This window comes from Proteus sp. G2675 (assembly GCF_963886535.1).
GTDB lineage: Bacteria > Pseudomonadota > Gammaproteobacteria > Enterobacterales > Enterobacteriaceae > Proteus > Proteus mirabilis.
In genome coordinates this window covers 151,846-174,172 of record NZ_CAWPCB010000036.1, presented here as the reverse complement: position 1 = coordinate 174,172, position 22,327 = coordinate 151,846, and the positions used below count along the sequence as shown (strand labels likewise).

Sequence of the window (22,327 nt, the reverse complement as noted above, 5' to 3'; positions counted from 1 at the left end):
TAACTATTGGCATATCTCTTGCTCTATCAGTATGGCGCTTTCTAAAACCGTATGGAGCAATTATATGAAATATATCATCGCGATTATTAAACCATTTAAATTAGAAGATGTAAGAGAGTCACTCTCTGAGCTTGGGATTAACGGAATGACAATCAGTGAAGTAAAAGGATATGGGCGACAAAAAGGACATGCCGAGCTTTATCGGGGCGCTGAGTATGAGGTTAACTTTCTTCCTAAAGTAAAAATAGAATTAGCGGTTTGTGATGGGCAATTAGAGCCTGTGCTACAAGCCATAAGCCAAGTTACTGATACTGGTAAAGTAGGAGATGGCAAAATTTTTGTTTTAGAGTTATTACAGGCGATCCGTATTCGTACAGGAGAGTCTGGTGAAGAAGCCTTGTAGAGGAGCTAACAAATGAAACGATTTATTAGTTATTTTTTTACGTTAGCACTTACATACTTTTTATTACCTCAGTTAGCTATCGGAGCCACCACAATAGACATAGATAAAGCGGACAACAGTTTTATGCTGATCTGTAGTGCATTGGTGTTTTTTATGACTATTCCCGGTATCGCACTCTTTTATGGCGGGTTACTACGCAGTAAGAATGTATTATCACTAATGACGCAAGTGATGTTGATTTTCAGTGTAGTGATTATCCTTTGGATTATGTTTGGCTATAGTTTGGCGTTTACTGCTGGAAATAAGATTTGGGGTGGGTGGTCACTTACTTTTCTCAATAATATTTCAGTCGATTCTGTTGCTGGTGCAATTAATCAATATGTGCATGTTGTATTTCAAGGCTCTTTTGCGGTGATCACCGTGGCCCTTATTGTTGGCGCATTAGGTGAACGTATTCGTTTTTCAGCACTGCTTATCTTTACTGTTATTTGGTTTACTTTTTCATATATTCCCATTGCCCATATGGTATGGGGAGAAGGTGGTTGGCTTATCGATGATGGAGCATTAGATTTTGCGGGAGGAACGGTTGTCCATATTAATGCCGCTGTAGCAGCGCTTGTTGGTGCTTACTTACTAGGTAAACGAGGTGATTATCAACATACTGCGATTAAACCACATAATTTACCTATGGTCTTTACTGGTACAGCGGTACTTTATATTGGTTGGTTTGGTTTTAATGCAGGCTCTGCAGGGAGCGCTAATGGTATTGCTGCATTGGCGTTTTTAAATACAGTTGTAGCTACCGCAGGTGCAGTTCTTGCGTGGACATTTGCTGAATGGCTAGTGAGAAGGAAACCTTCTATGTTAGGTAGTTGTTCAGGATGTATTGCGGGATTAGTTGCTATTACCCCAGCCGCGGGAACCGTAGGCCCTATTGGTGCTTTGGTTATTGGTATTATTGCTGGCATCATCGGGCTTTGGGGGGTTGTGGTTCTTAAACGTTGGTTAAAAGCAGATGATGTCTGTGATGTTTTTGGTATTCATGGTACTTGTGGTATTGCGGGCTGTTTATTAACGGGGATATTTACGGCTTCATTTTTAGGGGGCATTGGTTATAGCGAACATATGACGTTAGGTAAGCAAGTGCTAACTCAATTATTTAGTGTTGTGATTACGCTTATTTGGTCAAGTGTTGTGGCTTACATTGCCTTTAAAATTGCCGATAAGCTAGTGGGATTGCGTGTCTCACAAGAAGAAGAGCATGATGGATTAGATATAACCACTCATGGCGAAAGAGCGTACGAGCAGTAATGGTCTATTCCCCCTCAACTGAGGGGGGGAATATTCTCACTGCGTTATTTGTTTGATTTTATTCGTTTTTGACGGATAACACCTTCTTGAACAGAAGAGGCAACTAGTTGCCCACTCATATTAAACATTTTTCCTCTCACAAATCCGCGGCCACCTGAGGCTGATGGGCTTTCAATAGCATAAAGTAACCAGTCATCAACACGAAATGGGCGATGGAACCACATGGAATGATCGATGGTAGCCACTTGTAAACTCGGATCCATAAAACCTAAACCATAAGGTTGCAGTGAGGTGGGTAAAAAATCAAAATCAGAGATATAACCTAATAAGTATTGGTGTAGGAAAGGATCAGATGGCATTTCTCCGCGACTACGATACCAAACATAACGTTCCGCAGGTGCTTTCTCATAACCAAACGGGCTAAAATATTGCACGGGGCGTGCTTCAAAAGGTGTTTCTCTTAATGCGAGTGTTCTTAGAGGTTCGGGTAATTTTGGGGCAAGTTTTTTCAATATCTCATCTTGAGAGATCAAGTCATTTGGAAAAGGGACTTCAGGCATCATATCTTGATGTTCAAAGCCTTCTTCAAACTCTTGGAAAGAGACGGTCATATAAAAAATAGGCTTACCTTGTTGGATAGCACTGACGCGACGAGTACTAAATGAGCCACCATCACGGATAGATTCCACATCGTAAATAATAGGCTTATGGCTATCACCAGGTCGTAAAAAATAGCTGTGAAATGAATTAACATAGCGATTATCAGCAATTGTTTGTTTTGCCGCATAAAGAGCTTGGCCAACAACTTGTCCACCAAAGACTTGTGGTAAACCTAAATCTTCACTTTGACCTCTAAATAGGCCTTCTTCTATTTTTTCAAGCTCCATTAAGTTGATAAGTTTTTTTAATGCCTGGCTCATAGTTTACCTATATATCATCGGATAGATTATGTTTTATAGTTTTGATTATATACAATCCGCTATCGGATAAAAAAATAATCTGCTGTTTATATTTTGCTAAAAATGCCGTAACACCTTATTTGATAGGGGAGCAATCGCGATATTAGCTAAATAGAGGGCATAAATTGAAAGAATTTGGCAAAGCATAAGGCCTTATTGAGTAATTTATCAGCACTTGGTCTGGCTTTCCTTGCTATTTGGATAGCTTTAAAAGATAATGCATATCGTCTTAGCAATAAGACAATCTATGGGGTCTTGTTGGTTCTCCCGCAACACTAACTTGTTAACTCGGTCAGGTCCGGAAGGAAGCAGCCATGGCAGGTGTCGTGTGTGCCGGGATGTCGCTGGCAAGGCCCCACCCAATTTCTGCATTGCAATCCCGCTATTTTTTATCCAGTTACTTTCTTCATCGTAATCGTATCGTTGAACGTTTGCATCTAAACATATTTCTATTTACATATTGTTTAATTAATAGTTTTTTTAACTATATTTACTCTCAATATGGGTTTGGTGAATTAATAAGAAACAGAATGCCTTTCACCTATTATCGCCTACGCGTTATAGATGAATAATAAGAGAAGTTGTAAGAATTATGCCGTCATGCCGTTATAAGCACGGCATGATAGTGTGTAATCATTTTACTTATTAAAAAAGCATGAATAAAACGATACCTAAAAATAAGAACTATTAACCCAATTACTATAAAGAGATAGTAAAAATAAGAGGATACTAATGGTTACTTGCTAATACGATTATCTTACAAATTTCCAAACAGATGCTGGGATCTTGTCATAAAGTTTGTTCATGGTTAGCTCTGCTAAACGATGGTCTGCAGCTGAATAAAATAGCTCTAACTCATCATCGGTCAGTTCATATTTGTTCTTTTCAATCACTCTTTCAAGGGTTTCGATTGAGGTGCATTTTCTTAAACGCATTAGATAGTCTGTTTTAGTCATGTTGTCTTTTCTCTATAATTTAAATAAAACTAAAGGTAATTTAATTTACTTGATATAACTTTTAGGATTTTTATCGATAAGCGTTAACAGTGAATAGTTTAACTCTTTCCAATTATTCAATTCCGAGTAGGAAATGGAGTCACTACCGAATAACCGATAAGTCTCTTCTATGCACTCTTCCATTAAAGTGTTAATAGCGTGTTTATCAGGATATTTTATCTTAAACAGCCAACTAAAGCCCATAATGTGATCAATTAGGGCATTAAGGTCAACGCTTTTTGTGCTACTTAGATCATTGTTCCAAACTGCGGTACCTTTATCTAATGAGCTTAATGCTTGCTGTAATAGCTCTTCACATAAAAATGACAATTCAGCTAAATCTATTTTTTCTGGTGAATATTCGTCCATAGCTTATTGTGACTGAATTATGCTAAAGAAACACTAATAATTAATACTGATAAATTAGCTATTAATGAAGCTTGCGGCTTAATTCAGTAATGAATTAATTAAACAATCTTAAAATAAACAGCAGCTTTATATTTTATTCATATACCAATAATGTTTAATAATTGTTTTTATTATTTCTACATAGTAATGGTGTAATTTGAAAAAGGTATTTAAATACGAAACTACATTCAATGCAAGTTGAAAAAGTGTACAAAATAAAAGTACTGTACGCTTAATATAGCACTATTATTGCATAAGTCACTATCTGAGCGATAGAAATTTGTCTATTTTCGTAAAAATTTAGTTGAGAAGCGTAAAAGTAAGGATAATTAACTTGATGATTATCCTAGTATTTGTTTGCTAAAAATGTCTTATATCGCTAAATAGTCTTGGTGATAAGCTGATATTAATAAAAAATAGTGCGTTAAATTTGACAAAAAGTCATATATAAGAAAAAAATTAAACTGATTTATTGATTAGGGATATGTTTTTCTTTAATTGATAACAATATAAAGGGGCGGGATTAACACGAAAAATTAAAATAAAACAAAAAGGCCGCTAAGCGACCTTTTTGATGGGTAGCCAACAAATTATGTTGGCTGTGGTATAGCATAATGATTACTTAGTTTGGTGCGGATAGTTTGGGTGCTCTAAGTCTTCGTTTTTCTTCGCAAACCTTCTGCGGATCACAACGAAGAAAATAGGAACAAAGTAAATAGCAAGGGATGTCGCGGCAATCATACCACCGAATACCCCTGTACCTACTGAGTTTTGCGCACCGGAGCCTGCACCGTTACTTAATACCAGAGGAATAACCCCAAGCATAAAGGCTAACGATGTCATTAGAATTGGACGTAGACGCATTCTAACGGAGTCTAACGTCGCTTCTACTAGCCCTTTACCCTCTTTTTCCATTAAGTCTTTGGCGAATTCGACAATCAATATGGCGTTCTTCGCCGATAACCCAATGGTGGTAAGTAGCCCAACCTTAAAGTAAACGTCGTTTTCAAGCCCTCTCAATGTAGTAAATGCTAATGCACCAATGACCCCTAAAGGTACGACTAACATAACTGAGAAAGGCACTGACCAACTCTCATAGAGTGCCGCCAAACAAAGGAATACTACAATTAATGAAATAGTATACAGTGCTGGCGCTTGGTTACCTGATAGACGTTCTTGGTATGACATACCCGTCCACTCGTAGCCAATACCACTTGGTAATTTGCTGGCGAGTTGTTCCATCATTAGCATTGCATCACCACTACTTTGTCCTGGTGTTGCACTACCTTGGATCTGGACAGCTGGTAAACCATTATAACGCTCTAAACGTGGTGAGCCATATAACCAAGGATCTTTACTAGTATCAATGAAGGATGAGAAAGGCACCATCTGACCCGCATTGTTACGAACATAAAGATTAGCAATATCTTGTGGCAACATGCGGAATTGTGATTCTGCTTGAACGTAAACTTTCTTCACACGACCACGGTCGATAAAGTCGTTAACGTAGCTACCACCAAACATCGTACCTAATGTTGAGTAGATATCACTGACCGCAACACCTTGAGCTTGTGCTTTTTCTAAGTCGATATAAAGACGATACTGAGAGGTATCTTCTTGACCGTTAGGACGCACACCCGTCAACATTTGTGGCTCTTGTGCTGCCATTCCAAGCAATTGGTTTCTTGCTTCCATGAGTTTTTCGTGTCCCAGGTTGGCATTATCGATTAACTCGAATTCAAAACCACCTGCAGAGCCTAACTCAACAATCGCTGGAATATTAAAGGAGTAAACAAAGGCTTCTTTAATTTGAGAAAGAGCTTGGTTAGCACGACCGACAATAGCAGGGACTTTGTCTTGGTCTGATTTACGCTCATCCCAATCATTTAATACGACGAAAGCAAGCCCCATGTTTTGACCTTGACCACCAAAACCAAAGCCGCTGACGGTAAAGACCGACTTAACCACATCTTTTTCTTTAGTATTAAAGTAGTCATTGACTTGTGCTAATACGTCTTGAGTTTGCTCTTGGGTTGATCCAGCGGGCAACTGAACCATTGTCAGTAATACCCCTTGGTCTTCTTCTGGTAAGAAAGACGCCGGTAAACGCACAAACATAATTGCCATAGCAGCAACAAGTAAGACGTAGATCAGTAAGTAACGACCTGTACCTCGCAGTGTACGAGAAACACTGTCTGTATAGTGGTGGCTACTTTTTTCAAAAACGCGGTTAAACCAACCAAAGAAACCTGTTTGTACACCATGGCTGCCTTTCGGGATTGGTTTTAACAATGTCGCACAAAGTGCAGGGGTTAAAATCAATGCCACGAAAACAGACAGCACCATCGCTGATACAATAGTAACTGAGAACTGTCGGTAAATCGCACCCGTTGAACCACCAAAGAATGCCATTGGAATAAATACCGCAGATAACACGAGGGCAATACCCACCAATGCACCTTGGATTTGTCCCATAGACTTACGTGTCGCTTCTTTAGGTGACAGTCCTTCCTCTTGCATCACACGTTCAACGTTTTCTACTACAACGATAGCATCATCAACCAGTAGACCGATGGCTAGTACCATCGCGAACATCGTCAAGGTGTTTATCGAATAGCCAAACGCGGACAATATGGCGAAAGTCCCTAATAATACGACGGGCACAGCAATGGTTGGGATTAATGTAGCACGGAAGTTCTGTAAGAACAGATACATGACTACAAACACCAGCATAATGGCTTCAACGAGCGTTTTAACCACTTCAAAAATAGAGATCTTAACAAATGGTGTTGTATCGTAAGGATAAACGACCTCTAATCCAGAAGGGAAGAATGGCTCCATATCAGCCAGTGCCGCACGTACTGCTGTTGCGGTATCAAGGGCGTTAGCACCTGTTGCCAGTTTAATACCAATACCTGCTGCAGGTAAGCCATTAAAGCGAGCAATCGTGCTGTAGTTTTCAGCCCCCATCTCAACAATACCCAGATCTTTTAGCTTAACCTGTGAACCGTCTTGATTGACTTTCATCAGAATATCAGCAAATTGCTCAGGTGTATTAAGTCGAGTTTGCGCAATGATAGATACATTTAAACGCTGACCAGGCACTGGTGGCGTACCACCTAATTGACCTGCCGCCACTTGGTTATTTTGCGATTTAATCGCATTAATAACATCAAGTGTGGTCATGTTATATTTCACCAGTTTATCTGGATCTAACCAAATACGCATTGCGTATTGTGTACCAAATAACTGCGTTTCACCCACCCCTGTGACACGGCTTAATGGATCTTTAATTGTTGCACCTACATAGTCGGCGATGTCATCTTGTGACATCGAGCCATCACCAGAGATAAAACCTGCAACCATTAAGAATGAACTAGAAGATTTATCGACACTAATCCCTTGTTGTTGTACTTCCTGAGGTAAAAGAGGCATTGCCAATTGCAATTTATTTTGCACTTGGACTTGCGCAATATCAGGGTCAGTACCAGCTTCAAAGGTCAGCGTGATATTCATCATACCTGCAGAATCACTGGTTGAAGACATATAAACCATGTTATCGATACCATTCATATTCTGTTCGATAACTTGGGTTACAGTATTCTGTACCGTGGTTGCATCAGCTCCTGGATAGACCGCAGAGATGGAAATCGCTGGCGGTGCAATCGTTGGATATTGTGCAACAGGCAGTTTGATGAGTGCCAAAAGACCAGCAAGCATGGTAATTATGGCAATTACCCACGCAAATATTGGTCTGTCTATAAAAAACTTAGGCATAGATCATCGACTCCTTATTGAGGATCCTTCGCTGGTTCAGATTTTTCAGTTGATGCTGTTGCATCTAAATTTTCTTCTTGTGGCGTAACCTTCATTTCAGGTTTTGCTTTTTGTAGCCCCGAAACGATAACGCGGTCACCAACCTGAACACCACTATTCACTAGCCACTTATTACCAACTGCTTGTGATACTTCAATAGTACGCACTTCAACCACGTTGTCTTTATTAACGACCATGGTTGTTGCTTCACCACGAGGAGTACGAATAACAGCTTGTTGTGGGATCAAAATAGCATTTTGACGAATACCATTTTCTAATTTTGTACGAACAAACATACCTGGCAGTAATTCACCATTTGGATTCGGTACGATTGCACGCATAGTGATAGAGCCTGTGGATTCATCAACAGTCACATCAGAAAATTCTAAATGACCTTTTTGAGCATAGGATTGACCATTAGTTAAGGTTAAGTGAACAACAGGTTTACCTTGCTCTTGACGAACAATGCCACTTTCAATTTCATTTTTTAATTTCAGATAATCTTCACTCGATTGTGTCACATCGACATAAATCGGATCGATTTGCTGAACGGTTGTTAAAGCCACTTGCTGACCAGGTGCAACTAATGCGCCTTCTGTTACCGTTGATTTACCTGAACGGCCAGAAATTGGTGCGGTGACTTTGGTATATTCAAGATTAATTTTTGCATTAGTCACTGTAGCTTCAGCTGCTTTTACTGCAGCAACAGCTTGAGCGTACTGAGATGTTGCGGTATCAAAATCTTGTTTACTGACATAATTGGTGCCGAGTAGAGGTTTATAGCGCTCTACAGTTAGGCGAGCAATTTCAGCATTCGCTTTCGCTTTTGCTAAATCAGCTTGAGCACTGTTTAATGTAGCTTGAAAAATAGCAGGATCGATTTGGTACAAAGATGTTCCTGCTTCTACATAACTACCTTCGGTGTAATTGCGTTTTAAGATGATGCCGCCAACCTGAGGGCGAACCTCTGCGATACGATAAGCAGATGTACGACCAGGTAAGTCTGTTGTGATAGTCAGTGGTTTCGCATCTAATGTAACAACACCTACAGCAGGAGCAGGAGGTGGACCTCCAGCAGACTGATTTTTGTCGCCACATCCAGCAATAACCAAGCTGCCTGAAAGCACTAACAGAGCCAGAGGCAAAACCCCTCTGTTTTTTCGCATAAGAAAACCTCTATTCAAAAGTTGTTTCCCGGGATAAAAAATAATTAAGTTGATGAATGATTGCGATGTATAGTACAAACATACATGAATGTATGTAAATTAACTTCAGTCAAAATCGAGGAATAATGGCACGAAAAACTAAACGCCAAGCACAAGAGACAAGACAGCAGATTATTGATGCTGCACTTAGGCTATTTACTGTGCAAGGTGTTTCTGCCACATCACTTTCAGATATTGCAACCGAGGCCGGAGTAACTCGAGGTGCAATATATTGGCACTTTAAGAATAAAGTGGATTTATTTACTGAAGCGTGTGAACTCACCGACTTAAAAATAGAATCATTAGAATTAGAGTATCAATCAAAATATCCAGATGATCCACTATTTGTATTAAGAGAATTGCTTATTTACATATTGACATCAATTGTCGAAGATCCGAAACATAATGCACTTCTAGAAATATATTTCCATAAGTGCGAATTTGTTGGTGAAATGACACCAATTGTTGAAATCCGCCGAGAATTATGTGCAGCCGATTACTCTAGAATAGAGCAATCTTTATCTCGCTGTATCGAAAAAAAACAACTCCCAGCCAACCTTGATTTAAGAAGAGCTGCGATTATGTTAAGAGCTATGATGACAGGGCTTGCTGAAAATTGGTTATTTTCACCAGAAAGTTTTTCTATTAAAGAGGAAAGTCAATATTTGGTTGATAGTTTTATTGATATGATTAAGCATAGCGTAAATATGAGAATATCGGCGCTATCTTAATTTATTCTTAAACATAAGGAAGAAGTTCATGAGCAAAGTATTAGTGATTGCAAATGGTGCAGCATACGGTAATGAATCATTATTTAACGCACTGCGTTTATCTATTACTTTAAAAGAGCAACATCCAGAAACGCAATTAAATATCTTTTTAATGTCTGATGCGGTAACCGGTGCACTGGCTCATCAGCAACCCAAAGAAGGTTACAACCTCCAACAAATGTTAGAAATTTTAACGGCACAAAACGTCCCTGTTAAGTTATGCAAAACCTGTACAGATACTCGTGGTATCAGTGAATTACCTTTAGTGGATGGTGCTGAACTTGGGACATTGGTGGACTTAGCACAATGGACTCTCGACGCGGATAAGATTTTGACTTTCTGATCAATATTCTGTTTTCTCAGGGGAGAAACATCTAGGCGACTTGTTCTAATGACACTGCCAATTTCAAGTAATTGGATTATACTAAGAGGCAGTTTTTCAATATTCATTGAACAAGTTGCTCAATATGCGTGGATCTAACGTTTTTATTCGATTAAATCATTTTATTTCGACAATATTTATTGTCTCTATCTTCTTTGTTTTGTTAGGAAATATACTTTTTACCCCGGCTAAAGCAGAAACTGTCAGCAATAATTTACCCACCAAAGAAAGTATTCAAAACCAGCTTAATTTATTAAATAAACGTAGTGACTTAAGTGCCGAAGATAAACTCACTATTGGTGATCTAGAGCAGGCATTGCTACTTCTTGATAATATTCAACAATTAGAGAAAAAAGCAGACGACTATAATAAGACAGTAGAGCAATTACCAGAAAAGCTACGCAGTATTCAAAATCAATTAAGTCAATTAAAACAGAAAATAGCGAACAAAGAAGTTGAGGACTACCGTCAATCTTTAGAGAGCCTACCGCTTGCAACTTTAGAGTCGCAATTAGAAGAGGTTTTACAATCCTTAGCGAAAGCACAGGAAGATTTAGCTAATTACAGTAATGAGCTTATTGTTTTACAAACGCAACCAGAAAGGGCGCAATCTGTTTTATTTAATAACTCAGAAAGATTGCAACAAATACGAATTGCATTAAATAAAAGCAGTGCAGATAAAGCTCAAATGCGATCTTCTTCTGTGCAACTTTTACAATTAGAACAATATTATTTGCAACAACAAAACAGTTTTCAAAAACGAACACTGCAATCTAATGTACAGCTACAAAGCTTATTACAATTACAGCGTGATTATAGTTCAGCCTATATTGACCTCTCTCAAGAGCATGCTCAACTACTGCAAGAGATCTTAAGTGATAAACGTTTAGACAGTTCAGAAGAGGTTGCCAAAGAGGCGCAGACGGCAGAGCTGAGTAATCAGGCGATTAAAAATAACGCTTTTTATTTAGCTCAAGCTGATATTAATAAAAAACTCAGCGATAAGCTGATTATTACTACACAAAATAATAATGAGTTAAATCGCCATAGTTTAATGGTCAAAAACCGCCTAGATAGAGCTATCCAATCAGAGCGCAATCTTAAAGAGCAAATTGATGTATTGAAAGGGAGTCTGTTGCTCTCTCGTATTCTATTTGAAGAGCAAATTGAGCTACCTGATGATATCTTTATCAATAAGTTACCGGATAAAATTGCCGACTTACGTTTAGAACAGTTTGAAATCAATAAACAAAGAGATCAGATTTTTCAGCCGAATCTCTATATCGACCAATTAATGCAAGAGTACCAAGCCACACATCCGGAAATTACTGATAAAAATGAGCTAAAAGAGCTACATAATGCATTATTACAACTGATTGATGCGCGACGAGATCTACTGGATAAGCTCAATAATCAACTGGGTAGCCAAATTTCTGAATCTATTAATTTACAGATGGATCAGCAACAGCTACGTAGTGTGGTGAGTTCATTAGAAAACACCTTAGCGCAACAAATATTCTGGGTAAGCAGTAATAAACCGATTAACCTCAGTTGGTTCTCAACCTTTCCAGATCAGGCAGTGGCTGAATTTCAAAGTTTTAAACTCAACTGGTCAAATGAAAATCTGTTGACCGGGGCTAAAAAATCATATCCTGTGCTGATTGCGCTAGTTTTGTTCAGTAGAATACTGATTTGGCAACGTAAAAAATTTGATAAGCAGTTTGATAAATTAAGTGCTGATATTAATAAGCTTAATAAAGATACGCAGTTACATACTCCATTGGCTTTAGGGATTGTTTTCTTAAAAACATTACCCCTTTCTTGTATTGTGTTAGCGATAGGATATTGGCTAATTAATAGCTTTAATGTGCAACAAGAGTTTATCTGGTCTTTTACTTGGCAGTTTGCGGTATTTTGGCTGATGTTTGAGTGGTCTTATCGTTTAATGTCGGATAATGGAGTGGCCGTTAATCACTTTAAGATCCCCCTAGAGCGAGTACAACAAAATCGTAAACGTTTATTACGTTTATCGCTTCCCATGTTGCCAATTATTTTACTTTCCGCTTATGGTATTAATAACCCATTATTGTTAGTTGGCGATGTGATTGGTCAATTAGTGACAATTATTTCACTCTTTTTTATTAGTCTGTGTGCATTACCTTTTTGTCGTGAAATGTGGCAAGAAAAGGGTAATCATGTTGTGAGAACAGTGGTTATCACCTTATTAACTTTCTCGCCTTTACTTTTAATGGGGTTAGTTATTTTTGGTTATTATTACACCGCACTACGTTTAGCCAATCGTTGGATTGATAGTTTATATCTACTTATGTTGTGGTTTATTGCTTACCACGCGAGTTTACGCGGCCTTACTGTTGCTGCAAGACGACTGGCGTATCGTCGAGCGCTAGAGCGCCGACAAGCGATGCTTAAAGAGAAAAAAGAGGGGGACGATAACACTCTCGAGCCAATCCAAGAGCCACCGATGGATATGGAGCAGATAAACCAACAATCATTAAGATTAACCACAATGATCTTATTTATTATCTTTGCTTCCAGTTTTTATGGTATTTGGTCTGACTTTATTACAATCTTTACTTACTTAGATGGTATTACGCTTTGGCATTATAATTTGCCTACAGAGTTAGGTAATGTGGTTAAAGCAGTGACGGTTGCTGACTTACTCCTCTCTTTTGCCATTATGGCTATCTCTTGGTTTATGATAAGAAACCTACCGGGTTTACTCGAAGTTCTTATTCTTTCAAGAATTAAATTACAGCAAGGCGCTTCTTATGCCATTACGACTATTCTGACCTATATTATTATTGCGATAGGTACAATTGTTTCGCTGGGGATATTAGGCGTAGCATGGGAAAAACTACAATGGTTGGCGGCAGCCTTAACGGTTGGTTTAGGGTTTGGTTTACAAGAAATATTCGCTAACTTTGTTTCAGGGATAATTATCTTATTTGAAAGACCGGTCAGAATTGGTGATACGGTGACAATTGGCTCTTATTCTGGAACAGTGAGTCGTATTCGTATCCGAGCAACCACGGTAACGGACTTTGATCGCAAAGAGGTTATTATCCCGAATAAAGCCTTTGTGACTGAACGACTGATCAACTGGACATTATCTGATACTGTCACACGTATTATCATTCAAGTCGGTGTTGCTTATGGTTCTGATCTGGATAAAGTGAAAACCATTTTAATGAAAGCAGCAAAAGATAATCCCAAAGTGATGACTGAGCCAGAGCCTGTGGTGCTGTTTACCGAATTTGGGGCTAGCACGTTAAATCATGAATTACGTTTTTATGTTAGAACGCTTGGGGATAGAAATACTGCTATCGACGAAGTCAACCGCGCTATTGATAAACTTTGCAATGAAAATGATATCAATATCGCGTTTAACCAATTAGAAGTGTATCTGCATAATAAACAAGGGGAAGAAGTGCAAGAAATAAAAAAAGGCCCTCTTGATGGTTCAACACCTGAAGCGAATACGCCATTTAATTAAATAGTAAGATGTTTAGTTAGCGGTTTGATTATCTCGTTTTTTCTCATAATCAACTCGCACAATTTCCAGTGCCTCAAGTACGGTGTTGGGATCAATATGATTGGTTTCAAATAAGTAAATCAAATCAACCGCTAACTGAACTGATTTAGGGGCATCTTTTAATTCCATTATGGCTCCGATTAATATTTATCTTCTTGTCGTTCAATACTCTTTTCTATAGAAACTAGGGCACTTTTACAACGCGCTAGGCGATTTTCAAGAGCAGCAATCTCTTTTTGTAATTCTTGTTGGCGTACAAAGCCTTGTGCTTGAGTTAAAGCAAGCTCTCTATCTTGGATCATCGACTGTAATCGGCGCTCGTAATCCTGATGTTGGGCAAGTTTTTGGTATAAATCGACACTTTTTTTGCGTTGACTAAGCTGGTTTTCTTGCTTTCTTAGTGTTTGTGTCGATAATTCACGAGTTAATGCTTCAATTTGTTGTAGGATTTGTGTTGCCAGAAACTTAACTTGCTGGCTACGTTGTGCCTCAACACAAGTTATTAACTGAGTAAAATTATCGCGGATCTGTTGCATATAACCACCAAGAGAATCACTACGGTGGTGAAATAGTGCTGTGTCGAAGCAAGGTGCTGCAATTTTTTTGTTTGCAATTGGCGCTAAGGTTTCGGCGAGATTGTCGATCTGTTTTTTAAACAAACTCAATGGATCTGTTTTTTTCATTTGGGCTTTGTACCTGTTTTGCTAAAAACATGAATTGACTTAAAGCAACAAAAAAGAGTTGTTCACTGGCTTTCTGTTGCATTTTAACGGCATATTGCATAGATTCTATCGTTTCGTTTTTTATTATGGCACTGATTATGACTGCTAACGCGCAACAACTGCAATTTATTAAAGACAGCATTGAAACCATTCCTGATTACCCTAAAGAAGGGATCTTATTCCGTGATATTACGACATTACTGGATAATCCCGCGGCATATCAGGCAACGATTGATTTATTAGTTGAGCACTATCAAGGTCAGGGTATCACTAAAGTTGTAGGTACCGAAGCCCGCGGGTTCTTATTTGGTGCCCCTGTTGCTTTACGTTTAGGTGTGGGTTTTGTGCCAGTGCGTAAAAAAGGTAAATTGCCTCGTGAGACGCTTAGTGAAACTTATGATCTAGAGTACGGTACAGATACATTAGAGATCCATAAAGACAGCATTACGGATAAAGATAAAGTATTAATGGTTGATGACTTATTAGCAACTGGTGGTACTATCGAAGCGACTGCTCGTCTTATTCGTCGTTTAGGTGGAACTGTAACAGAAGCTGCATTTATTATCTGTTTACCTGATTTAGGCGGTATTGAGCGTCTAGAAAAAGAAGGGATCCATAGCTTCACATTAGTTAATTTCCCAGGGCATTAATGCTTTTTTAGTGTCAATCAGATGCTTAATGCATTTGCTGGTAAATACCTATCATCGTGCGGGTGTATCAAAATGTATGACCCAATACATTGAGCCCGCACAATAGTCACCGCTTTAAAGTGTGCGGATAATTTCATCAATATCTCATTTGTTTCCTACAGATCTCGCTCAATAGGCTATCCCTGTGTTAGCATAGAGATAAATCTTGTTCATATTTAGCGGAATCAATGAGCTATCAGGTACTTGCCCGAAAGTGGCGCCCACAAACTTTTAACGATGTTGTCGGTCAACGTCATGTTTTGACCGCATTGGCTAATGGTCTTGATCACCAAAGGTTACATCATGCTTATCTTTTTTCTGGCACTCGCGGTGTTGGAAAAACGACGATCGCCCGTCTATTTGCTAAAGGGCTGAATTGCGAAACAGGCATAACCAGTAAACCTTGTGGTAAATGTGCTAATTGCCTTGAGATAGAGCAAGGGCGTTTTGTTGATTTAATAGAAATCGATGCGGCATCAAGAACGAAAGTTGAAGATACACGAGAGCTACTCGATAATGTTCAATATGCGCCGGCTCGTGGTCGTTTTAAAGTCTATCTTATTGACGAAGTGCATATGCTTTCTCGTCATAGTTTTAATGCGTTACTTAAAACGTTAGAAGAGCCACCTGAACACGTTAAATTCCTGTTGGCTACCACAGATCCTCAAAAACTACCTGTTACTATCTTATCTCGTTGTTTGCAATTTCACCTGCGGGCACTTGATGTTGACCAAATAGCGACACAGCTTGAGAAAGTACTATCCGCAGAACACATTGAAAATGATGTGCGAGCACGCCAATTAATTGCCCGTGCAGCAGATGGAAGTATGCGTGACGCATTAAGCTTAACCGACCAAGCAATTGCGAGTGGCGAAGGTATTGTAAGTACAGAAGTCGTTAGTCGTATGCTAGGCACGATCGATGATGCACAACCATTAGCACTGATTGAAGCTTTAGTAAAAGCAGATGGTCAACAAGTGATGTCGTTGGTTAATGAGGTTGCTTTAAGAGGAACGGATTGGGAAAACTTTTTAGTCGAAACGCTCTCATTATTACATCAAATTGCGATGTTACAACTTTTGCCGAGTGAAAATAATCCCCAAGAGCAATTTACACAAGAGCGTTTACGTTTATTAGCCAAATCAGTGTCGCCACAAGATTTACAACTTTATTATCAAACTTTATTAGTTGGGCGAAAAGAGCTGGCTTATGCGCCAGACAGACGTATGGGTGTAGAAATGACCCTTCTCAGGGCGCTTGCTTTTCATCCTAAAACTGTCATTGATGAAATCCCTACGGCTCCTTTAGCGCAAACATTGCCTTTAGCATCACAGCCGAATCAACAGCGAGTTGAAACATCGGCGCCTCAAGTGAGAAGCAATATGGCAACGGCGACACCCAAAGTATCACCGTCGCCAGAAAACAGTGCTGCATTAGGAAATAGCCCTGCGGCACAACTGTTAAGAGCACGGCAAGCCATAAGGGGAGCTGAGCAAGAAACGCCACCAAAAAAGCCTCAACCGGCGACGCCTAAACAGGCTAAGCCGGCTGCTAGTGCATTAGAGCGGCTAGCAGCCGTCAGTGAAAAACGCCAGCAAAGGGTTAATGAAAAACGGTCATCTGTTGCAGTCGAGAAAAAGAAAAAAGAAGCTTATCAATGGAAGCCACAAAATCCACAGGCACAAGTAACTGAGCCCGTGGTCTCTTCACCGAAAGAGATCAAAGAAGTTCTTGAGTATGAAAAAACGCCTGAATTAGCCGCTAAAATTGCGCAAGAGTCGCAACAGCGGGACGAGTGGGCGGCGGAAATAGCTAAAATGCCATTGCCGAAGTTAGTGCAGCAGTTAGCGTTAAATGCCTATAAAGAGACGGTCGGTGAAGAAACGATCATTTTGCATTTACGTAGTAAGCAGAAACATTTAAATTCAGCAAATGCACTACGAACACTGACAAATGCGCTAAGTGAATTGCATGGAAAAGCAATTTCACTCACAATTATAGAAGATGATAATCTAACGGTTAAAACGCCGTTAGAATGGCGACAAGCCATTTATGAAGAGAAGTTGGCGTTAGCGCGTCAATCGATTACTACGGATAAAACCATTCAGACATTACAGCACTATTTTGATGCTGAATTGGATGAAGAGAGTATCCGGCCTGTTTAATCGCAACATGTTGTATATTTCTATACAGCGTAGCTTTTACAAAGAGAGACAATTATGTTCGGAAAAGGTGGTTTGGGCAATCTGATGAAACAGGCCCAACAGATGCAAGAAAAAATGCAGCAAATGCAAGAAGAGATCGCAAACTTAGAAGTCACCGGTGAATCTGGTGCTGGCTTAGTGAAGATCACTATCAATGGTGCTCATAATTGCCGTCGTGTTGAAATAGATCCTAGTCTGCTAGAAGATGACAAAGAGATGTTAGAAGATCTGATTGCTGCCGCCTTTAATGATGCTGCACGTCGCATTGAAGAGACACAAAAAGAGAAGATGGCATCAGTCTCTAATGGTATGCAATTGCCACCAGGCTTTAAGATGCCATTCTAATGCAAACTAGCCCTCTTCTTGAATCATTAATGGAAGCGTTGCGTTGTTTACCCGGCGTCGGGCCAAAATCAGCGCAACGAATGGCTTTTCATCTGCTTCAACGTGATAGAAGCGGAGGAATGCGACTTGCACAAGCATTAACGCGTGCAATGTCTGAAATTGGTCACTGTTGTGATTGTCGAACATTTACTGAAGAAGAGCGTTGTACGATCTGTGCTAATGCTCGACGTCAGCAAAATGGTCAGATATGCGTAGTGGAAAGCCCGGCAGATATTCATGCTATCGAGCAGACAGGGCAGTTTGCAGGTCGATACTTTGTGTTAATGGGACATCTATCTCCGCTAGATGGCATTGGTCCCATGGATATTGGCTTAGATAGACTTGAAGAGCGTCTAAGCCAAGAGCCTATATCAGAAGTGATTTTAGCCACCAATCCTACGGTGGAAGGTGAAGCTACAGCAAACTATATTGCTGAGATATGCGCTCAATATGATATTGCTGCTAGCAGAATAGCACATGGCGTGCCTGTTGGTGGTGAATTAGAAATGGTGGATGGTACCACGTTGTCACACTCTATCGCGGGACGCCAGAAGATCCACTATTAATACACAAAAGATTTAATAAAAAAGCACCTTGTTATCAATATAATGAGGTGCTTTTTTTTTGATTTTACTGTCACCTTGACTGATATTGTTAATATTGCCTCAATTATATTAATAATGACTATTTGTTGCTTATTTGTGATCTAAATCTCCCTTTTTTGTATAATAAAAAAGATTTTTTATGTAATTAATAGTTTTCTAACTTATTGATAGTCATAAATTTGTTATCTCGATCACAAAAAAAATACCTTTTAACATCAGTAAAACCACTCAACTGAGAAAATAGACCGCTTAACTCACTATATAACCGTTTAGCGATTTAATAACACTATTCATCAGACATTCTTCATATGATGTCACTGCGGGTCATTATTTTCATATTCGCTCAAATTATTATCAATTGTCCCGTACTACTCTTTGGCTGTTCGGTCTTGCCTGAAAAAAAGGTGTCTCATGAACAAAAATACATTTCTTAAGCACATACCTTGGGTGATCCTCGGGATTATTGGTGCTTTTTGTCTGTCAGTGGTTGCACTACGCCGTGGTGAACACGTCAGTGCATTATGGATAGTTGTTGCTTCTGTTGCGGTCTACTTAGTCGCTTATCGTTATTACAGTCTTTATATTGCTCAAAAAGTAATGAAGCTCGATCCTACTCGAGCCACTCCTTCAGTAATTAATAATGATGGTTTGAACTATGTTCCAACTAATCGTTATGTCCTCTTTGGTCACCACTTTGCCGCTATTGCGGGTGCTGGACCACTTGTCGGGCCAGTATTGGCTGCCCAAATGGGTTATTTACCCGGTACACTGTGGTTATTAGCTGGGGTGGTACTTGCTGGAGCCGTACAAGACTTTATGGTGCTGTTTATTTCGACGCGCCGTAATGGTAACTCTCTCGGTGAGATGATAAAGAAAGAGATGGGGCCTGTACCGGGAACTATCGCGCTGTTCGGCTGTTTCCTTATCATGATCATCATTCTTGCGGTGCTAGCTCTGATTGTAGTGAAAGCATTAGCAGAAAGTCCTTGGGGAGTATTCACCGTCTGTTCAACAGTACCTATTGCCCTATTTATGGGGATCTATATGCGCTATATTCGCCCAGGTCGTGTGGGTGAAGTTTCTGTTATTGGTATTGTTTTACTGATTGCCGCTATTTGGTTTGGTGGCGTTATCGCGAGTGATCCTTACTGGGGACCAGCATTAACCTTTAAAGACACCACTATTACTTTTGGGTTGATTGGTTATGCGTTTATCTCTGCTTTACTACCAGTATGGCTGATTTTAGCCCCTCGTGATTATTTAGCGACTTTCCTAAAAATTGGTGTAATTGTTGGTTTAGCTATCGGGATTGTTATTCTTAATCCTGAGTTAAAAATGCCCGCGATGACCCAATATATTGATGGTACAGGACCATTATGGAAAGGGGCTCTATTCCCATTCTTATTTATTACTATTGCTTGTGGTGCAGTTTCTGGTTTCCACGCACTGATTGCATCAGGTACAACGCCTAAATTGATCGCCAATGAAATGGATGCGCGTTTTATCGGTTATGGTGCAATGTTAATGGAATCATTTGTTGCGATCATGGCATTAGTGGCTGCCTCTATTATTGAACCAGGTCTCTATTTTGCGATGAATACACCGCCTGCCGGATTAGGTATTACAATGCCAAATCTGCATGAATTAGGGGGTGAAAATACCGCAATGATTATGGATCAATTAAAAGATGTCACCGTACACGCGGCTGCGACAGTTAGCTCATGGGGCTTTGTTATCTCACCTGATGAGATTTTACAAACTGCCAAAGATATAGGTGAGCCTTCTGTACTTAATCGTGCTGGTGGTGCACCTACATTAGCGGTGGGTATTGCTATGGTGTTCCATAAAATTTTACCTGCGGCAGATATGGGCTTCTGGTATCACTTTGGGATCTTATTTGAAGCACTCTTTATTTTAACAGCATTAGATGCAGGAACTCGTTCTGGTCGTTTTATGCTGCAAGACTTGTTAGGTAATTTTATCCCATACTTGAAGAAAACAGACTCTTTTATTGCTGGTGTTATCGGTACAGCAGGTTGTGTCGGTTTATGGGGTTATCTATTGTACCAAGGTGTTGTTGACCCACTGGGTGGTGTTAAGAGCTTATGGCCACTGTTTGGGATCTCCAATCAGATGTTAGCGGCTGTTGCACTTGTTTTAGGTACGGTCATCTTAATCAAGATGAAGAGAACGAAATACATCTGGGTAACCGTTATTCCTGCGGTATGGTTATTAATTTGTACAACATGGGCGCTAGGATTAAAACTGCTCAGTAATGATCCGCAAATGGAAGGTTTCTTCTATCTTGCTAATGAGTACAAAGCGAAAATCTTAGCCGGTGGGGCAGATCTTACTGCCGCAGAAATCACCAATATGAACCACATTGTGATTAATAACTACACCAATGCAGGTTTAAGTATTCTGTTCTTAGTGGTTGTTTACAGCATTATTTTCTACGGTATCCGTACCGCAATGAAAGCACGTAAAAATCCGAAAGAGTCAGCACAAGAAACACCATATGTACCTATGCCAAAAGATGTGAAGATATCTTCAGGTCATTAATCTTAGGCGAATAGGCTAAAAACCCCCGCACTCACTTAATGAGTGCGGGGCTTAGGAGAAACTTATGTTTGGTAATTTAGGGCAAGCTGGAAAATATCTAGGACAAGCCGCTCGTATGTTAATAGGTATTCCTGATTATGATAACTATGTGCAGCACATGAAGGACAACCATCCTGATAAACCAGTGATGACCTATAACGAGTTTTTCCGTGAACGTCAGGAAGCCCGTTATGGTGGCGGTGATGGTAAAGGTGGTTTCCGCTGTTGCTAATAATCTGTAAAGGAGACAAATAATGGAACCTATTGCAGTAACAATATTGACTGGCTTTTTAGGATCGGGAAAAACAACGCTTTTACGCCATATGCTCAATGAGGAGCATGGCTATAAAATTGCGGTGATTGAAAATGAATTTGGTGAAGTGCCTATCGATGATGAAATTATTGGTGATAGAGCAACACAAATAAAAACACTCACCAATGGCTGTATTTGTTGTAGTAAATCGAATGAGCTTGAAGATACTTTGCTCGATCTCTGCGATAGTCTTGATCGTGGTGACATTGTGTTTGATCGCCTAGTGATTGAGTGTACAGGGATGGCTGATCCGGGGCCTATCACACAAACATTTTTTTCTCATGAAGTGATCTGCCAACGCTATTTATTAGATGGCATTATTACACTGGTTGATACAATCCATGCTCAGCAACAGTTAGATCAATTTGCTATTGCACAATCTCAAATTGGTTATGCGGATCGCATTCTATTAACTAAAACAGATATTCAACCTGCGAGCCAACAATTACTTGCTCGTTTAAGACGTATTAATGCTAGAGCGCCTACCTATACGGTGATCAATGGGCAAATAGATTTAGCACTATTATTTAACGTAAAAGGCTTTATGTTGAATGATACTTTAGAGGTCAAGCAACCCCTGTTTCGTTTTCAGCCAGAAAAACAAGATGATATTCAGTCTATTGTACTAAATTTTGATTATCCCGTTGAGTTACAAGCAGTCTCTGATGTTATGGAGTCTTTGTTATTGAGCTTTGCCGATAACCTATTACGTTATAAAGGGATATTAAATATTAAAGATAGTCCTAACCGGTTGTTATTCCAAGGAGTGCAACGATTATATAGCGCTGATTGGGATAGACCTTGGCAAGAGAATGAAACTCGTCAAAGCACCTTAGTCTTTATTGGTATTCATCTGCCAGAAGAAGAAATAAAAGCCAGTTTCGATGCGTTAATGCATAACACTAAAGAATATGAGTAATAGCGATTGTTTGAGAAAAGTGTTTGTTGGTAGTGATGTAATAGCAGTAAGCAGTAAATAGCAGTAACGAATATTAATCATGCTCCTG

General features: G+C 39.5%; 19 protein-coding genes and 1 other RNA gene. 13 read left to right on the top strand and 7 right to left on the bottom strand.

All coding sequences use genetic code 11. The features are described 5' to 3' along the window. The first annotated feature begins 64 nt into the window (after window positions 1–64). Both AACQ49_RS11800 and amtB read left to right on the top strand, forming a co-directional pair. Window positions 65–403: a P-II family nitrogen regulator gene (locus AACQ49_RS11800; RefSeq protein WP_004247234.1), complete on the top strand. Its 339-nt coding sequence runs from the start codon at window positions 65–67 to the stop codon at window positions 401–403. A 12-nt stretch (window positions 404–415) separates the two neighbouring features. Beyond that, on the top strand, window positions 416–1,714 hold the full coding sequence (amtB, locus tag AACQ49_RS11795) for an ammonium transporter AmtB (protein WP_017827765.1): 1,299 nt from the start codon (window positions 416–418) through the stop codon (window positions 1,712–1,714). 44 nt (window positions 1,715–1,758) lie between these two features. Here amtB and tesB read toward each other — a convergent pair whose 3' ends face one another. Further along, window positions 1,759–2,634 (bottom strand): acyl-CoA thioesterase II, encoded by an 876-nt coding sequence (gene tesB / locus AACQ49_RS11790; protein WP_004245075.1) that lies wholly within the window; start codon window positions 2,632–2,634, stop codon window positions 1,759–1,761. A gap of 295 nt (window positions 2,635–2,929) precedes the next feature. Between tesB and ffs the strand changes: the two genes are divergently transcribed. Next, window positions 2,930–3,026: signal recognition particle sRNA small type (gene ffs, locus AACQ49_RS11785), an RNA gene on the top strand. 399 nt (window positions 3,027–3,425) lie between these two features. Here ffs and AACQ49_RS11780 read toward each other — a convergent pair. The 4 genes from AACQ49_RS11780 to AACQ49_RS11765 all read right to left on the bottom strand — a co-directional run bounded on the left by AACQ49_RS11780 (window position 3,426) and on the right by AACQ49_RS11765 (window position 9,058). Beyond that, on the bottom strand, window positions 3,426–3,629 hold the full coding sequence (locus AACQ49_RS11780; protein ID WP_004245074.1) for an HHA domain-containing protein: 204 nt from the start codon (window positions 3,627–3,629) through the stop codon (window positions 3,426–3,428). Between the two features lie 45 nt (window positions 3,630–3,674). Continuing rightward, window positions 3,675–4,037 (bottom strand): Hha toxicity modulator TomB, encoded by a 363-nt coding sequence (gene tomB, locus AACQ49_RS11775; RefSeq protein ID WP_004245073.1) that lies wholly within the window; start codon window positions 4,035–4,037, stop codon window positions 3,675–3,677. Between the two features lie 657 nt (window positions 4,038–4,694). Continuing rightward, on the bottom strand, window positions 4,695–7,853 hold the full coding sequence (locus AACQ49_RS11770; protein WP_004245072.1) for an efflux RND transporter permease subunit: 3,159 nt from the start codon (window positions 7,851–7,853) through the stop codon (window positions 4,695–4,697). 14 nt (window positions 7,854–7,867) lie between these two features. Then, window positions 7,868–9,058 (bottom strand): efflux RND transporter periplasmic adaptor subunit, encoded by a 1,191-nt coding sequence (locus tag AACQ49_RS11765; protein WP_004247237.1) that lies wholly within the window; start codon window positions 9,056–9,058, stop codon window positions 7,868–7,870. 125 nt (window positions 9,059–9,183) lie between these two features. Here AACQ49_RS11765 and acrR point away from each other — a divergent pair, with 125 nt between their 5' ends. The 3 genes from acrR (at window position 9,184) to mscK (ending at window position 13,763) form a co-directional block, all read left to right on the top strand. Next, window positions 9,184–9,828: a multidrug efflux transporter transcriptional repressor AcrR gene (gene acrR / locus AACQ49_RS11760; protein ID WP_004245070.1), complete on the top strand. Its 645-nt coding sequence runs from the start codon at window positions 9,184–9,186 to the stop codon at window positions 9,826–9,828. A 28-nt stretch (window positions 9,829–9,856) separates the two neighbouring features. Further along, a complete protein-coding gene (locus AACQ49_RS11755; RefSeq protein ID WP_004245069.1) occupies window positions 9,857–10,210 on the top strand; it encodes a DsrE/DsrF/TusD sulfur relay family protein in 354 nt (117 codons plus the stop codon). Between the two features lie 124 nt (window positions 10,211–10,334). Then, the gene (mscK, locus tag AACQ49_RS11750; RefSeq protein ID WP_161779052.1) at window positions 10,335–13,763 is read left to right on the top strand and encodes a mechanosensitive channel MscK; all 3,429 of its coding nucleotides are present in this window, start codon (window positions 10,335–10,337) and stop codon (window positions 13,761–13,763) included. A 12-nt stretch (window positions 13,764–13,775) separates the two neighbouring features. Here the strand turns inward: mscK and rsmS are convergent, their stop codons facing one another. After that, window positions 13,776–13,931 (bottom strand): pleiotropic regulatory protein RsmS, encoded by a 156-nt coding sequence (rsmS, locus tag AACQ49_RS11745; RefSeq protein WP_004245067.1) that lies wholly within the window; start codon window positions 13,929–13,931, stop codon window positions 13,776–13,778. 11 nt (window positions 13,932–13,942) lie between these two features. Continuing rightward, the gene (gene priC, locus AACQ49_RS11740; RefSeq protein ID WP_004247249.1) at window positions 13,943–14,485 is read right to left on the bottom strand and encodes a primosomal replication protein PriC; all 543 of its coding nucleotides are present in this window, start codon (window positions 14,483–14,485) and stop codon (window positions 13,943–13,945) included. A 137-nt stretch (window positions 14,486–14,622) separates the two neighbouring features. Between priC and apt the strand changes: the two genes are divergently transcribed. The 7 genes from apt to yjiA all read left to right on the top strand — a co-directional run bounded on the left by apt (window position 14,623) and on the right by yjiA (window position 22,239). Beyond that, entirely contained in the window at window positions 14,623–15,174 is a 552-nt protein-coding gene (gene apt, locus AACQ49_RS11735; RefSeq protein WP_012367485.1) for an adenine phosphoribosyltransferase, read from the top strand. A gap of 227 nt (window positions 15,175–15,401) precedes the next feature. Beyond that, window positions 15,402–17,378: a DNA polymerase III subunit gamma/tau gene (gene dnaX / locus AACQ49_RS11730; protein WP_004247250.1), complete on the top strand. Its 1,977-nt coding sequence runs from the start codon at window positions 15,402–15,404 to the stop codon at window positions 17,376–17,378. A 54-nt stretch (window positions 17,379–17,432) separates the two neighbouring features. Next, window positions 17,433–17,762: a YbaB/EbfC family nucleoid-associated protein gene (locus AACQ49_RS11725; protein WP_004245060.1), complete on the top strand. Its 330-nt coding sequence runs from the start codon at window positions 17,433–17,435 to the stop codon at window positions 17,760–17,762. Further along, entirely contained in the window at window positions 17,762–18,367 is a 606-nt protein-coding gene (gene recR / locus AACQ49_RS11720; RefSeq protein ID WP_004245059.1) for a recombination mediator RecR, read from the top strand. The genes AACQ49_RS11725 and recR overlap by 1 nt, the downstream gene beginning before the upstream one ends. 450 nt (window positions 18,368–18,817) lie before the next feature. Further along, window positions 18,818–20,968, top strand: coding sequence for a carbon starvation CstA family protein (locus AACQ49_RS11715; RefSeq protein ID WP_004245058.1), 2,151 nt, complete (start codon window positions 18,818–18,820; stop codon window positions 20,966–20,968). A 64-nt stretch (window positions 20,969–21,032) separates the two neighbouring features. Further along, on the top strand, window positions 21,033–21,239 hold the full coding sequence (locus AACQ49_RS11710) for a YbdD/YjiX family protein (RefSeq protein ID WP_004245057.1): 207 nt from the start codon (window positions 21,033–21,035) through the stop codon (window positions 21,237–21,239). Between the two features lie 22 nt (window positions 21,240–21,261). Further along, entirely contained in the window at window positions 21,262–22,239 is a 978-nt protein-coding gene (yjiA, locus tag AACQ49_RS11705) for a GTPase (RefSeq protein WP_004252542.1), read from the top strand. Window positions 22,240–22,327: the final 88 nt, after the last annotated feature.

What these genes read in the sequence shown, in the direction of transcription:
- AACQ49_RS11725 (WP_004245060.1), top strand. Translation starts at nt 17,433, where the DNA reads ATGTTCGGAAAAGGTGGTTTGGGCAATCTGATGAAACAGGCCCAACAG.
- amtB (WP_017827765.1), top strand. Translation starts at nt 416, where the DNA reads ATGAAACGATTTATTAGTTATTTTTTTACGTTAGCACTTACATACTTT.
- yjiA (WP_004252542.1), top strand. Translation starts at nt 21,262, where the DNA reads ATGGAACCTATTGCAGTAACAATATTGACTGGCTTTTTAGGATCGGGA.
- AACQ49_RS11710 (WP_004245057.1), top strand. Translation starts at nt 21,033, where the DNA reads ATGTTTGGTAATTTAGGGCAAGCTGGAAAATATCTAGGACAAGCCGCT.
- priC (WP_004247249.1), bottom strand. Translation starts at nt 14,485, where the DNA reads ATGAAAAAAACAGATCCATTGAGTTTGTTTAAAAAACAGATCGACAAT.
- dnaX (WP_004247250.1), top strand. Translation starts at nt 15,402, where the DNA reads ATGAGCTATCAGGTACTTGCCCGAAAGTGGCGCCCACAAACTTTTAAC.
- recR (WP_004245059.1), top strand. Translation starts at nt 17,762, where the DNA reads ATGCAAACTAGCCCTCTTCTTGAATCATTAATGGAAGCGTTGCGTTGT.
- rsmS (WP_004245067.1), bottom strand. Translation starts at nt 13,931, where the DNA reads ATGGAATTAAAAGATGCCCCTAAATCAGTTCAGTTAGCGGTTGATTTG.
- apt (WP_012367485.1), top strand. Translation starts at nt 14,623, where the DNA reads ATGACTGCTAACGCGCAACAACTGCAATTTATTAAAGACAGCATTGAA.
- AACQ49_RS11800 (WP_004247234.1), top strand. Translation starts at nt 65, where the DNA reads ATGAAATATATCATCGCGATTATTAAACCATTTAAATTAGAAGATGTA.
- AACQ49_RS11770 (WP_004245072.1), bottom strand. Translation starts at nt 7,853, where the DNA reads ATGCCTAAGTTTTTTATAGACAGACCAATATTTGCGTGGGTAATTGCC.
- AACQ49_RS11780 (WP_004245074.1), bottom strand. Translation starts at nt 3,629, where the DNA reads ATGACTAAAACAGACTATCTAATGCGTTTAAGAAAATGCACCTCAATC.
- AACQ49_RS11715 (WP_004245058.1), top strand. Translation starts at nt 18,818, where the DNA reads ATGAACAAAAATACATTTCTTAAGCACATACCTTGGGTGATCCTCGGG.
- tomB (WP_004245073.1), bottom strand. Translation starts at nt 4,037, where the DNA reads ATGGACGAATATTCACCAGAAAAAATAGATTTAGCTGAATTGTCATTT.
- AACQ49_RS11755 (WP_004245069.1), top strand. Translation starts at nt 9,857, where the DNA reads ATGAGCAAAGTATTAGTGATTGCAAATGGTGCAGCATACGGTAATGAA.
- tesB (WP_004245075.1), bottom strand. Translation starts at nt 2,634, where the DNA reads ATGAGCCAGGCATTAAAAAAACTTATCAACTTAATGGAGCTTGAAAAA.
- acrR (WP_004245070.1), top strand. Translation starts at nt 9,184, where the DNA reads ATGGCACGAAAAACTAAACGCCAAGCACAAGAGACAAGACAGCAGATT.
- mscK (WP_161779052.1), top strand. Translation starts at nt 10,335, where the DNA reads ATGCGTGGATCTAACGTTTTTATTCGATTAAATCATTTTATTTCGACA.
- AACQ49_RS11765 (WP_004247237.1), bottom strand. Translation starts at nt 9,058, where the DNA reads ATGCGAAAAAACAGAGGGGTTTTGCCTCTGGCTCTGTTAGTGCTTTCA.